This is a genomic window from Prevotella falsenii DSM 22864 = JCM 15124, from assembly GCF_000613945.1.
Lineage (GTDB): Bacteria > Bacteroidota > Bacteroidia > Bacteroidales > Bacteroidaceae > Prevotella > Prevotella falsenii.
This window is the reverse complement of record NZ_BAJY01000003.1, coordinates 42,275-56,995: the sequence shown is the minus strand read 5'-3', so window position 1 is coordinate 56,995 and position 14,721 is coordinate 42,275. Positions and strand designations below refer to the sequence as shown.

Below are 14,721 nucleotides of genomic sequence, written 5' to 3'. Positions count from 1 at the left end.
CTTTTAATGTATGGTCGGTTCAGACTTTCATAAACAAGAAACAGTTTGAAAACATTTGAAGAATTAGGCGTTAGCGAAGAGATTCGCCGCGCAATAGAAGAGCTCGGTTTTGAACAACCGATGCCGGTACAGGAAGCAGTTATCCCTTATTTGTTGGGCAATGGTAACGACGTTATAGCACTCGCACAGACGGGTACAGGTAAGACCGCAGCATACGGAATTCCTGTTTTACAGAAGATAGACCCAACACGAAAAGAAACCCAAGCACTTATTCTCAGTCCGACACGCGAACTCTGTTTGCAGATTGCCGACGACCTTTCGGATTTCTCGAAATACATTGACGGACTTCACGTTGCAGCAGTTTACGGTGGTGCATCTATCGAAATGCAAAGTCGCCAGCTTCGCAAGGGAGCACAAATCATTGTGGCTACCCCCGGTCGTCTTATCGACTTGATGAAACGCGGTGTGGCTAAACTTGACACAGTGAACAACGTTGTGCTCGACGAAGCTGATGAAATGCTGAACATGGGCTTCTCTGAAAGCATCAATGCCATATTCGAGGGCGTTCCGTCAGACCGCAACACCTTGCTGTTCTCTGCTACAATGAGCCGGGAAATAGAGAAGATTGCCAAGAGCTATCTGCACGATTACAAAGAAATTGTAGTGGGCAGCCGCAATGAAGGAGCTGAAAAGGTGAACCATATATATTATATGGTACACGCGAAGGACAAGTATTTGGCACTGAAACGCATTGTAGACTACTATCCAAGCATATTTGCCATTATCTTCTGTCGCACGAAAGTGGAGACACAAGAGATTGCCGACAAACTTATTCGCGACGGATACAATGCAGAAGCCTTACACGGCGACCTCAGTCAGCAGCAGCGCGACCTGACAATGCAGAAGTTCCGCCAGCACAATGTGCAATTCCTCGTGGCTACCGACGTTGCTGCTCGCGGATTGGACGTAGACGATTTGACCCACGTTATCAACTACGGACTGCCCGACGACATAGAAAGCTACACCCACCGGAGCGGTCGTACGGGTCGTGCAGGCAAGAAAGGTACGTCTATTTCGATTATCCACACACGCGAACGCTACAAGGTAAAGGCGATAGAGAAAATCATTCAGAAGGAATTTGTAGACGGTACGCTGCCTGCTGCAAAGGATATTTGCAGCAAACAACTCTACAAAGTAATGGACGAAATACTGAAAGTAGACGTAAACGAAGAAGAGATTGAACCATTCCTGAAGGAAATCAACCGACATTTCGAGTATATCGACAAGGAAGATATTATAAAGAAAATCATCAGTATGACCTTCAATCGCTTCTTGGAATACTACGCCAATGCGCCCGAAATAGAAAAGCCATCGGGCAAACGCAGCAACCGAGAAGGCGAACGTGGCAGTCACAACAGTCGTGGAGAGCGCAACCGAAAAGCCCCACGCACCCCCGAAGCAGGCTACAAGCGTCTGTTCATCAACCTTGGAAAAGACGATGGGTTCTATCCCGGCGAGGTTATGCAGTTTATAAACAAGAACGTACACGGCCGCCAAGCAGTGGGACACATCGATTTGCTGGGCAAATTCTCTTACATCGAAGTGCCCGAAAAAGATGCCAACAAGGTGATGAAAGCTCTTAATGGTGCAACTTACAAAAAGCGTGAAGTGCGTTGCAACGATGCCGAAGAAGGCGGACACGCCCATGGTGGTCGCAACAATGGTGAACGTCGAAGCAAACGAAACGTTGGTGAAACAAACAACCGCCATTCTAACAGCAACCGTCAGGAACATAACAGCAAGCCGAAACGCAACGCTCGTCCACAGCAAGAAACGGCTGCAACAGGCGATTGGCGACAGTTCTTCCGGAACGATACCAAGCTGAAAGGCGAAATACCCGATTTCTCCGAAGAAGGTTGGGCAAGAAGAAAACCAAAGAAGAAATAACTTATTCCGCTATAACAAAAAAGACACCCCATTCGCTTTGAGGTGTCTTTTTTTTATCTAAACCGTAAGAGTTTTTCTGTTTAAATTTGTAAGGATAATTCTCTTAAAAAGTGATAAATGCGTTTTGACATTGCGAAAGCGTAGGTTTTGCGATGCAAAACCTACGCTTTTACCGTGCAAAACCTACGGTTTTGGAACGCCAAACAATAGGTTTTGTAATGCGTTGATGTATAATGAGTTACACAATAGCTACGCTTGCGAAAAATATTTACATTAATTTCGTCTATAAAAGTGGTGTATTCACTAACAAAGAGTGCCACTTCCACAATGTGAAAGCAGCACTCTTTTTTGTACTTAAACCCCAATCGGTTCATTAGGACGGATTTGCTTAGAAATGATAAGTTGGCTTGTCCAACGTTTATTTTACCACATATTTCTTGCCATTAATGATATACACGCCACGCTTCAGACCATTCTTGTCCTTAGCACCGGTACGTACTCTGATGCCGTTTATGGTTGTTATGTCGAATGATGAAGAAGCGTCATCGACTGAATTAATGGAAGTTACACCGGTAGAGGCATCGTTGGAGAAGCCCGACTCGTTAATTTCGCCGTCCTTAGAGGTGTACACGACGGTAACATTATATACATGGTCGCCCGTTACGCGAGTGTTGGTATAAGTCTGTTTATCGCCTTTTACGCTGTCAATCTTCTTTCCGTCTCGATAGATAACGTACTCTGTTATATCATCGTCCGCACCTGTTGCCACCTGTTCATAGCTTACATCATCGACACCGAAGATATAGCTTTGCCCTTAGGCGTGTTATGATGAATGGCAAAATACTTTGCTCCTTCCGGCACTTCAACGGTTATGCGTTTCCAGTTGGCATCTTCGTTGTAGGCGTTAGTTCCGTCTGCCTTCTCGCTCTTTATCTTAACGAAGGTAGCAGTGTCGGTTCCCTCTGTCGAATAAAGAATATCGAAGTCCTCAGTATAGCTTGTGTCGCCTGTGCGAGTGGCGATGTTCATAACATAGAATGTTACTTCCTGCTTTCTACCGGACAGTCGCGGAGAGATGAGCCAGTTGTTTTGTGCTACGAGTTTACGATTGGAATCGTATCCGTAGACAGCCGCAGCATATTGGTTTCCACCGTGAGGAGCCAGTCCCGGATTCACATCTGTCATATCTGCAATCCACCAATTAGGATTAAAGGCGGTAAAGGCGAAAGGCTCTCCCTGTCCGGGGTACGTTGAAGATGGCTGTAACGCACCTGTCATTCCCTTATCTCCATCGACCGGCGTCCAAGGTGTCATATCCTTTGCAAACGGAGCATAGCTTTCAAAACCGTCGTTAATTCGCTCGGGTTCGGGCAATACGGGGCGTCCCCAAGTGAGCACGACCTTGTTATCAGCAATTGCCTCTGCCTTAAGGTCGTTCACTCTGCCGTATGGCGAAGGTACGATTTTAACTGTTTTAGTTTCTGTTTCGTTGTCGGTAAGCAGCATATCGCCATCGTATATAATCATGGCTTTCACTTGGAACGATGTTGCCTGCTCGTTGATGGCAACAGGCAGCTTCAAAGTTATAGTATCATTTGCCATCGGAGAAAGCTCTTTAAGTCTGCTAACCGCATCGCACTGGTTGCCATCTGTGTAAAGAAGAGCAAAGTATCTGCCTACTGCTGCAGCTCCAAGATTTTTCACAACCACTTCAACTTTCCCTTTCTTGCCTGCTACAACGCTTTCCGGAGCCTTGATGCTTATCGCTGCGAGGTTACGTTCAAGCTGATTGATAATGTTTATATTGTCTATTCCTATAAACACTTTAGAGCCTTCTGCAACTCCATCGAACTTGACGATGACATATCTTTCTTTTGCATAAGGAGCCAAATCAACTGTCTTTCGTTCCCAACCGTCCTTTGCTGTTTGGTTAAGATTGTACTGTGCTACCACGTGGTCTTTGCCATCAGGTGTTTGCACCAATACTTTCAGTGTGGCTTCGTTGCCTGTCAAAGAATAAAGGTCGAAGAATAATTTAGGATTTGTAGCCCCTGCAAGAGCTACCTTCGGCATATTGACCGAAGTCTCATCACCTTGTTGTATCGTGAACGCTACTTCATTTCCGGCATATTCTTCGGTATAGTTTGTCCAAAGGAGACTACCACCGTCGTTATCCGAAGCTGCATCGGGAACTACACGCCATGCAGCTGCCGTTTTACGATTGTTGTATTGCTCGTTACCTAACAACGATGCAAAGCCGTTATCTAACTGTCCGCCTTTCATACTTTCCTTGAAAGGTAGCGGAATAGACGGTCCTACAACCACTCCGCGAGCAGTAACATAGTCGCTCTGCCCACCGTCGCCGTTGGCTCTGACTGCAAACCAAGCCAAAGTCTGGGTTTTTCCGTCTTCCATTGTGGTTTTGTTAGGGTCAAAAGGTATGGTTGCGCTTGTTTCGCCGGGATTACTTGTCGTCAGCGAGTCGCTCACTTCATATCCGAATTCGCCCTTTTCGAGTGCAAAGAACGTTACGCTGACATTCTCAGGGTCGAAGTATCCACCGTTGGCTCCCACTGATTGGAAGCTATCCCACACAGCTTTCAGCTTTGTTCCTTCGTCGGTAAACACGATGCCCGTAGGATTATGAGGACTGTCTATTCCTATAAATGCTTTGCCTGTAGACTTGCGTCCGATGTGCCCATCAAGGAATGGGGTAATGGTATAGGTGTGAAAGCCGTTTGTCGGAACGTCTTTGTCTGTCCATTCCACTCGTGTGCCTGTCGCTGATGCACCTATGCGGGCAACCTGCATTCCATCTCTGCTTACAACGAAACTATCTATGCGGTTCAGCATCGCCCCGTTGAGACTGACATTCGGAGTAGTAAAGCTGACAGTTGCTTGTAGTGCTCCTTTCTGCGCAGGAGTAATTGTCAGCGATTTTACTGAGTCGGGAGCTGCAGCGTATGCCGTTTTAGTAATAGTAATGCTGTCTACGGCAATCTGATACTTCTCTTTGGCAGTGGTATTATCGTGGAAACCAATATAGAAACTGCCATTGGCGTCGGGAATAATATCAGCAGTACATACCTGCCATTGTCCGTTAGTTTCTGAAAAGTCAGGAGTGAAAGTATCTATTAAGGTGTTTGACAGTTGCTCGGGGTTGTTTCCCTTTCCCCACTTCACCTCGATGGTGTTTTTATGTGCGTCCATTATATTGCGCACCTTAAACGCTACAGTGTAAACACGGTCGGAAGATAAATGTATCGGAGGCGTTACAAGCCAGTCGTCGCTTGCTGTAGTAACACGCATTTGATTACTCATGGCACCGTAACCCAACACTCCGTTACACCACCATGTGAATTTATCGTTGTTTGCGTCGATTACTTTGAACATTGACAAAGCAGATGCGCCTTCAAATCTATAGTTCCAGTCCGGCTCTATAGCAGAACCTGCTACCAAGGGAGCCGTATTAGCCCAGCGGCTGCCCTTTACATCGCCACTGATAGCCCTGACAGCATACGTATAGCTTGCTTGTTGCGCTGCCGATACATCATCGGTGCATGATGTGCTGCTAATGCCTGTTGCCACATTTGTAGTATCGCGCCCTTGTACACGGATTACATCATAAGTCAAAATGCCAAGTGTACCTTGATGAATGCCTGCCGTAGGTGCAGTCCATGTTATTGTTACCACACCATTTGCCAATGTTGCCGTAGGATTGCCTACTGTTTCCGGTTCATCAAAACCAATCCATTGCCTGATAGTAGTTGCCGGTGATGTTCCTGCAGAGTTTGATGCAGTAACGGCAAAGCTGTATTCGCCACTGTGAGATAGTTGAACAGGCTTGCTGATAGCTGCACCGGGTTGAGCCGAGCCTGCCGCCAATTGCGTTCCATTGGCTGTAATAACATAATCAACGCTCCCGTGCAAATTATCTCCCCCTACGGTCTTAGAGGGTAAAGTAAACCTCACCGTTCCGTTGAGGCTTGTTCCGCTGAATGTAGCTGCCAATTGCGAGACGGTAGCAGGTGCGTTGCTATCGGCCGGGGCTGGAGCTATCGCCATACCGTATAGCGTGATATTGGAGTCGGCTATCTTTGTAACTGCACCGGTTGCCAAATCGACCGTATAAAGAGCAGTGTTATAATCTTTGTCTTGTGCATACCAGTAGAAAGTATTATCCTTTGGATCAACTTCTCCCGTTTGGAAGTAAGGTCCTCCCCATTCGTCCGTAAGTTCAATACCGGTCGAACCTACTTTTGTCTCTAAGCCGTCAGTTGTAGAGATTTTATAAAGGATACCGTCTGAAGCTATACCGTAAAGGTGATTATCAGATGTTATGCCCATAGCTACATACTTACGCGTGGTCGTTCCAAACGTAGTACGTTTGCGTGTGCGGTAATCTACAGTACCCAACTCGTATTGCTGATTGCCGGCAGCACTGTTATAGAACTCTCCATACACCGTACCGTCCTTTGCCTGTGCTGTTTCCAATGCTGCAAGCGAGAAATCATCGTAGCTCTTTCCGCCACCTTCCCAAGTGGAAAGGTCGTAGGTATAAAGTGTTAATTCGCCGTTCCCAACCCCATAACGTTGGAAATCTACCGTATACAGCTTGCCATCGGCTATCTGTACACCGTTTTTTGCAATACGCTGAGCTTGTTTTCCCAGTTGGGTAAAGCTTATCTTGCCCGCTGTGCTTTGAGGACGGAAAGAGTAATAACCCCATTCCCCGTTAATCGTAGCGTTACCCCAAAGCGTAACAGAAGGGTCGATAGTTCTCGGTGTTCCATCAGACGCCTTGCGCATCATTGAATTCTCCAATGGAGCAAGAAGCATCGGCTGCCTTGCAGATTGTGTTGGGTTTGGCTTCATCAATCTATGGGCTTTCTGTGCCACACCGATTGTTGGAATGCACAGACCCATTGCTGATAAGATGATAGTAGTAAGTGCTTTTTTCATATATATAATGTTAAAATGATAGATTTGTATTAATGTAAGAGATAAAGGTTCTTTCATTAAGTCCTCTAAAAAAAATCTTAAGGCATACTCTAAAAACCTCTGTTATGGGAGAACCATTCAAAGATTGTTTTTAGAATATGCCTTAATATATATTACCACTCGTGGCTTATCTTTGATACCACTCGTGGAATAGAGCCGTGCCTATTCGTTGATAGCGAAAAGCTTTACTTCTTCAATACTTTCTTTCCGTTTACGATGTAAACGCCAGAAGGCAAGTTCTCGAACTTGTTGTTGAGACGAACACCCTGCAAAGTGTAAATAACTTTAGCAGCGGTGTCTACTGTCTGAACGTTTATACCGGTTGGTTTCCATGTTCCGTGAGGATAGATGCTGGCAGTAGCACCCACTTCGAGTAGTCGGTCTCTTGCTGCTTTGGCATCATCTTCCGTCATATTCTCCTTGATAATGCAAGGCGCAGACTCAACAAGTTTCTTAGCTGCCATCATTCCAAGACCCGTAATATCCTTCACAATACCAATTACTGCAATTTCTCTTTCGCCAACAGCTTCCAACACAAGGTCGTAGGTTGTTGGTGTGCTATTCGGTTGAATTGTTACCCAATCGGTTACAACCTTGCCATCTGAACCAAAGAGAGAGTGGAAGGTATAGCCGCTCTTTTCGAGCTTCTTCCATTCCGTTCCTGCCGGAGTAGCGATTTTACAGTCGGTAAATTCAGGAACATAGTTTAATCTGCCCATACTTCCCTTGTATTCGTCCTTGGTTGTTCCATTACCCTTGATACGAACGTTGCACTTGTTGAACTTCCAACGGCCGCTGGTGATACCGTTCACGCCACCGCTGATTTCCAAAGAACACTCCTGAACAATAACGGTACCGGGGTTGAGGACACCATAGCAGTAGTCTTCATTACCTGACACTGCACCTTTTATTGTAAGTTTGCCTGCGCCTGTGAAAGTAAGCTTTTCGTAATTAACCATACCACCGCTCTTCTCCGAAGTAATGGTATTCTCGCCGATGAGGACTACTTTCAAGTCCTTGATAGAGTTCCAAAGACCAACACCCGCAGCTTTCTCCGCTGTAATGTTAATTGTAGCATTGTCAAGAGTGAGGGTATTCGTTGCCGGGTCGTAGTTAGCCTTACCCTTTACACCTTCTATGGCTGTCAAGTCGCCACAGTTCTCAGAAGTTACGCGCTTTCCGCCAATCAGAATACCGTAGTTTTCAGGTGCGGTATTAGGTTTGATTGTTACCCAATCGGTTACAACCTTGCCATCTGAACCAAAGAGAGAGTGGAAGGTATAGCCGCTCTTTTCCAGCTTCTTCCATTCCGTACCTGCCGGAGTAGTGATTTTACAGTCGGTAAATTCAGGAACATAGTTTAATCTGCCCATACTTCCCTTGTATTCGTCCTTGGTCGTTCCGTTGCCCTTGATACGAACGTTACACTTATTGAACTTCCAACGACCGCTGGTGATACCGTTCACACCACCGCTGATTTCCAAAGAACACTCCTGAACAATAACGGTGCCGGGGTTGAGAACACCATAGCAGTAGTCTTCATTACCTGACATTGCACCCTTTATTGTAAGTTTACCTGCGCCTGTGAAAGTAAGTTTTTCGTAATTAACCATACCACCGCTCTTCTCCGAAGTAATGGTATTCTCGCCGATGAGGACTACCTTCAAGTCCTTGATAGAGTTCCAAAGACCAACGCCCGCAGCTTTCTCCGCCGTAATGTTAATTGTAGCATTGTCAAGAGTGAGGGTATTCGTTGCAGGGTCGTAGTTAGCCTTACCCTTTACGCCGTCTATGGCAGTCAAATCGCCACAGTTTTCAGAAGTTACACGCTTTCCGCCAATCAGAATACCGTAGTTTTCAGGTGCGGTATTAGGTTTGATTGTTACCCAATCGGTTACAACCTTGCCATCTGAACCAAAGAGAGAGTGGAAGGTATAGCCGCTCTTTTCCAGCTTCTTCCATTCCGTACCCGCCGGAGTAGCGATTTTACAGTCGGTAAATTCAGGAACATAGTTTAATCTGCCCATACTTCCCTTGTATTCGTCTTTGGTTGTTCCGTTGCCTTTGATACGAACGTTGCACTTGTTGAACTTCCAACGGCCGCTGGTGATACCGTTCACACCACCGCTGATTTCCAAAGAACATTCCTGAACAATAACGGTGCCGGGGTTGAGGACACCATAGCAGTAGTCTTCATTACCGGACATTGCACCCTTTATTGTAAGTTTGCCTGAGCCTGTGAAAGTAAGCTTTTCGTAATTAACCATACCACCGCTCTTCTCCGAAGTAATGGTATTCTCGCCGATGAGGACTACCTTCAAGTCCTTGATAGAGTTCCAAAAACCAACACCGGCAGCCTTTTCCGCTGTAGTGGTAATAGTAGCATTTTCGAGAGTAAGCGTATTCGTTGTCGGGTCGTACTTAGCTTTACCCTTTACGCCATCTATGGCTGTCAAGTCGCCACAGTTTTCAGAAGTTACACGCTTTCCGCCAATCAGAAGATTGTAGTTTTCTGCCTGCACCTGCTGTGGCAGGACGAAAGCCGTAACGAACAGTGCGACCACAGCCGCATACATGTTCCTAAGTAAATTGTTTTTCATTGTTTTAAACGTGCCTCTCCATAATCCCTGTACGTACAGGGAAACGCCTTACCGAGACCGGGGCATTTTGATTAATAAATTAATTGTTTAGCTATTTGGTTGCAAATATAATCCTTTTTTTTTAATTTGTGCAAAAGTATAAGACTATTATTGATAAGAAACGACAAAAAAACGAATACTATTCTTATGCTTTACTTGCTGTCTGTCAAAAGCCTAAATCGTCTTTTAAAAGTATAACTCCCCTAATGAAACAGAGAGAGCTCTTCTCTTCTGTTCTGTAAAGACAATTCTGTTAAAAAGTGATAATTACGCTTTTGCGATGCGAAACAATAGGTTTTATAATACATTGACAAACAAATAGTTAGGCAATAGTTGCCCTTACGAAAAATGTTTACACAATTTCCTCATCCTTTCATTAATACAAGCGATAAGACATACCGCTGTAACTCTTATTCCATACTACAGCAATTTACCCACTTTTGAGTATTGCATAAAATATTCTATTTGCTTATTTTTGCGATTTCAAATAACATTTGCTAAATGATTCGAACAGGATACATACTTTTTTTTATATTTATTTTTCACGCCATTACGGGGTTTGCACAAGATACAACAGGTGGGATTGTCTTGGAAAACCTTACGCATCAACCGGTTATAGGGGCTTCCGTTACACTTTCAGAAACCAAGAATGTTGTGGCAATAACCGATATGAACGGGCGTTTTACGGCGAAAAACATAAATGGAAAAACTATCCGTATAAGCTATATCGGATTTAAACCATTGGTTGCAAAAGCTACTAAAGATGCTACCTACTATTTAGTAGAAGACACAAACGCATTGGCAGAAGTGGTAGTTACGGCACAAGAGTCGCGCGGATTGGCTTCTGCCTCTACCATTGGCAAGAAGGCTATGGAGCATTTGCAGCCTTCTACCTTCTCCGACTTATTGGAATTGCTGCCCGGCGGACGTTCTGCCGACCCGTCGCTGAATAGCCCGAACAGCATTCGGTTGCGCGAAGTATCATCAAACAGTGGTGCAAACTATGCCACTTCGTCGCTTGGAACAAGTTTCGTCATTGATGGAGCACCCGTTTCAAACAATGCCAATATGCAGTATATGAAAGGGGCTTGGGACACGCCTGTTACCAATCGCGACTTTACCAATAAAGGCATTGACATGAGAACCATATCGACCGACGATATTGAAAAGGTGGAAATAGTGCGCGGTATTCCTTCCGTGGAATATGGCGATCTTACCACGGGACTCGTAAAAATAGAACGCCGTCGTGGCGGCAACAATCTGAGTGCTCGCTTAAAAGCCGACATGAGCAGCAAACTTTTCTACTTGGCAAAGGGTTTCGAGTTCGGAAAGCGTTGGACACTCAACCTTAGTGCCGACTATCTTGATGCCAATCGCGACCCACGCAATTCGTTGGAGCGTTACTCACGCGTTACATTCTCGGCACGTAGCGGCGCAACTTGGACTAAAAAGAACTATACGCTGAAGTGGACGAACAACTTCGACTATGGTGGTTCGTTCGATGGTGAGAAGTTAGACCCCGACTTAAACAAAGGGAAAATAGATACTTACAAATCGAAATACAACCGTTTCGCCTTCAATACGGCACTCAACGTAGCATTTAAACACAAACTTTGGCTAAAGTCGATAAGCGCAACGTTCTCCTCAAGCTATCAGCACGATGTTATTTCGCGCACACGTTTGGTGCAATTATCGCAAATGACGCCTGCCGTAACCACCACGGAAGAAGGCGAATACAACGTTCCCATTCTGCCCTACACCTATTATGGTACTCAAGATGTGGACGGAAAGCCCCTCAATATATTTGCCCGGCTGAATGGAAAACTGCAAATTCCATCTACCATCATTGCCAACACGTTGCTTGTTGGTGCATCTTGGACATTGGATAAGAACTATGGAGACGGACAGAAATTCGACCCTCTGCACCCACCTTATACAGGTATTTCCGTCCGACAGCGTAAACTTTCAACTATCCCGGCTATGAATACGCTTGCCGTTTATGCCGAAGAACAGTTGCGCATACCCATTGCACGCCATACGTTTGAACTGAACGGAGGTATCAGAGCGAGTCAAATGCTTAATCTGCCCACTTCCTACACGATGCACGGACATTGGTATTTCGACCCGCGAATGAACCTTGGGTGGTCGTTTCCGCAATTCAAAATAGGCAAATGGACAACAAATGTCCGCATACAAGGTGGCGTAGGTCAGCACACGAAGAACCCAACAATGGAGTATCTTTACCCCGACCCACGCTATTTGGACATTGTGCAACTCAGCTACTACCACCCCAACAACAATTACAGAGTAATTAACGTGCGCACATTCGTTACCGATGCCACCAACAAAGCATTGAAGCCTGCCCGCAATCTGAAGTGGGAGTTTGGCACAGACATTAATATAGCGGGCAACAACCTATCTGTTACCTACTTCAAAGAGAACATGACGTCGGGGTTCCGCGGAAATACTGTTTACCAACCCTACACATTCAAGCAATACGATACATCGGGTATCGATCCCAACAGTATAACGGCTGCACCCGATGTTGCCACCCTACCCTTCACAATGGTGCAGGAATTGTTTGGACGAAACGAATATACCAACGGCAGTCAGACGTTAAAGCGAGGCATAGAATATACCTTTGCCACACGCCGAATACCGTCGTTGCACACCCGACTCACTGTAAACGGAGCATGGTTCAGAACCGTTTACCGCAATTCGCAGGTTGTTGCCTATCGCCCTTCAGCGGTTATCAACAACAAACAGATACAGTATGTCGGCTTATACCGCGACAACGACGGTCTGAAAAACGAAATGGCAAATACCAATTTCACGTTCGACACCGACATTCCAAAGCTCCGTTTGGGCTTTTCACTATCGGCTCAATGCCTTTGGTTCAGCTCTGCGCAGCGACTTCCGCTAAGCAATGAACCCGACCAATATATTTCTCCCGACGGCACGATACACGATTGGCAAAAGGAATATGCAAACGATACGTATCTGCGCTTCCTCGTTCGCAACCATTCGGCAGTTGAATACATAAAATATACCGTACCGTTCTCAATGAATTTGAACTTAAAGGTAACGAAGAAGTTGCTCAACGACCGCCTCAATGTAGCGATGTTCTGCAACAAAATCTTAGATTATACTCCTGATTACGAACAAAACGGCATTAAGATAAGACGCAGCGTACGCCCTTATTTTGGCTTGGAAGTCAATGCAAAATTATGAAACAAGTACTTCAGATAATATTTCTTGCACTCATCGGCACAGCTTTAACAGCCTGCCACAATAGCACCGACGACTATATGGCGTCGGTAACCATCGTTGTCAGTGGTGGCGACAGTTTGCAAATAGACCGTGTTCAGGCAACTGCCACGATAAGAAATCTGAACACAAAGCAAGTTATTACTTCCACGAATTTCAATGGAAACATTCTTAAACAGCAACTGCTGCGTGGTGCTTATCAAATCAGCGTAGACGGCAGCATACGATACACCAACCCAAAGCAGCAAACCCGCATACGCTCGTTTCGCAGTCAGACCGACTTTATTGCCTTTGCCGACAGCGACGACTACATTCTTGAAATGAAACCCATATTTACAGATTAAATGAAAAGACTCCGACTGCTATATATTATAATAGGTGTAGCATCTGCTCATATCGCCTTTGCGCAAGATTCGGCACGCTATGAGCGGGCAAGCATTACCAACTTGCCTTATCAAACAGCGTGGCAGAACCCTGCCATCTACGGTACTGCCTTTCGGTTTACACAAAACGAACTTATGCTGACAGCCCGCTATTCACACGCTTCAGCCCCTTTGTTGCTTGAAAAAGGCGACAGACATTCGGCAGCAGAAGCCAAAACCACAGCCTATATTCGCCTTTCCAATCATACAACAGTATGGGGGAAAGCGGCATATACAACCCAAAAGACGTCCAACATACGGTGGAACTCCACCTCCGACTACGATTTGCTTGCCCCTTACATACTTGCCGATACCGTAGGAGGCGATACACAGGGCGAGCGATACACATTTTCGGGAGGCTACGCCACTGCCATTGGCAAATGGAACGTAGGTGCCGAGATGTTGTTCCGTGCCGAACAAGAATGGAGAAACTACGACCCGCGTATGCGTGGCATTGTTTCCGACCTTACAGTGAAAGTAGGTGCAGCCTATCAGACAACAGGCAACTATCAACTTGGAGCAAGTCTTTCGGGCAATATATACAAACAGTCGAACGATGTAGACCTATACAACGAACAGGGCGGAGCAGCCCAATACGTGATGACGGGATTAGGAACGCACTACAAACGCTTTTCCGGCTTTGCTTCCGATGTAAACTATACGGGTAGCGGAAGTACGCTTCTGCTTTCGGCACAACCGCTTACGCAACGTGGTTTCTATGGCGACATAACATTAGAAAGCAGCCGATACAAACGTATCAGCAACGAATACAACTCGTTACCACTCACAACATTATACAACAACAATGTTGCTGTAACTGCAGGCTTTAGAAACAAGGCTGCCGGAAACCAATGGGCAACATTCGCACACTACGCTTTCGACTGCCGGCACGGCGACGAACACGTTGCAGGCGATGCCGTTGCAGGTGTTTACCCTGTATTGGCAGACCTCACAATGTACAAACATTACCGCACTACGGCATACGCAGGGGGTATGTTTACTGCTCTTTCAAAGAGCCAATGGACCATCGGAGCAAAGTTGGGCTACGTTTCCAACCGCTCAAAGTATGTTTATCCAAGCAGGAAAATAAACTTTTCGCACATCTTCACCGAAGCTACTACGCAACTGTTGTCGCCCATTGGTAAACGATGGCTTATTGATTGCCAACTGACGGCAGCTTATTTTGCAAAAGCAAATGCAACCATTGACATGCCATACGCCGATATGGAACCCTTCTTTACGCAGATGGTAAATTACAACTATATACAGCAGCGTGCCGGTCATGGGCATATCAACGCCCGTTTTCGCACCGACTACAAAATCAACAACCCACGTTATGGTATGTTTGCCGAACTACAAGGCGCAACAACCTTCACGACGGAACATAAAAAACAAATAACGATGAGCCTTACAATGGGGCTTACGTTCTAAATAAATTATTCAAT

General features: G+C 45.7%; 5 protein-coding genes and 1 pseudogene. 4 read left to right on the top strand and 2 right to left on the bottom strand.

The window, feature by feature from the left end:
• Positions 1 to 45 precede the first annotated feature (45 nt).
• Entirely contained in the window at positions 46 to 1,947 is a 1,902-nt protein-coding gene (locus JCM15124_RS02015) for a DEAD/DEAH box helicase (protein ID WP_024998081.1), read from the top strand.
• 418 nt (positions 1,948 to 2,365) lie between these two features.
• Here JCM15124_RS02015 and JCM15124_RS12895 read toward each other — a convergent pair.
• Positions 2,366 to 6,909: pseudogene (locus tag JCM15124_RS12895) on the bottom strand (choice-of-anchor J domain-containing protein).
• A gap of 224 nt (positions 6,910 to 7,133) precedes the next feature.
• Entirely contained in the window at positions 7,134 to 9,548 is a 2,415-nt protein-coding gene (locus JCM15124_RS14510; protein ID WP_232220052.1) for a ribosomal protein bL12, read from the bottom strand.
• A gap of 540 nt (positions 9,549 to 10,088) precedes the next feature.
• On the opposite strand from JCM15124_RS14510, the gene JCM15124_RS02000 reads away from it, so the two are divergent.
• The 3 genes from JCM15124_RS02000 to JCM15124_RS01990 are packed head-to-tail and all read left to right on the top strand — an operon-like array spanning position 10,089 to position 14,707.
• Complete coding sequence (locus JCM15124_RS02000; protein ID WP_024998079.1) at positions 10,089 to 12,818, top strand: TonB-dependent receptor; 2,730 nt, start codon at positions 10,089 to 10,091, stop codon at positions 12,816 to 12,818.
• Positions 12,815 to 13,198, top strand: coding sequence for a hypothetical protein (locus JCM15124_RS01995; protein ID WP_024998078.1), 384 nt, complete (start codon positions 12,815 to 12,817; stop codon positions 13,196 to 13,198). The genes JCM15124_RS02000 and JCM15124_RS01995 overlap by 4 nt, the downstream gene beginning before the upstream one ends.
• Positions 13,199 to 14,707 (top strand): DUF6850 family outer membrane beta-barrel protein, encoded by a 1,509-nt coding sequence (locus tag JCM15124_RS01990; RefSeq protein ID WP_024998077.1) that lies wholly within the window; start codon positions 13,199 to 13,201, stop codon positions 14,705 to 14,707.
• Positions 14,708 to 14,721 lie beyond the last annotated feature (14 nt).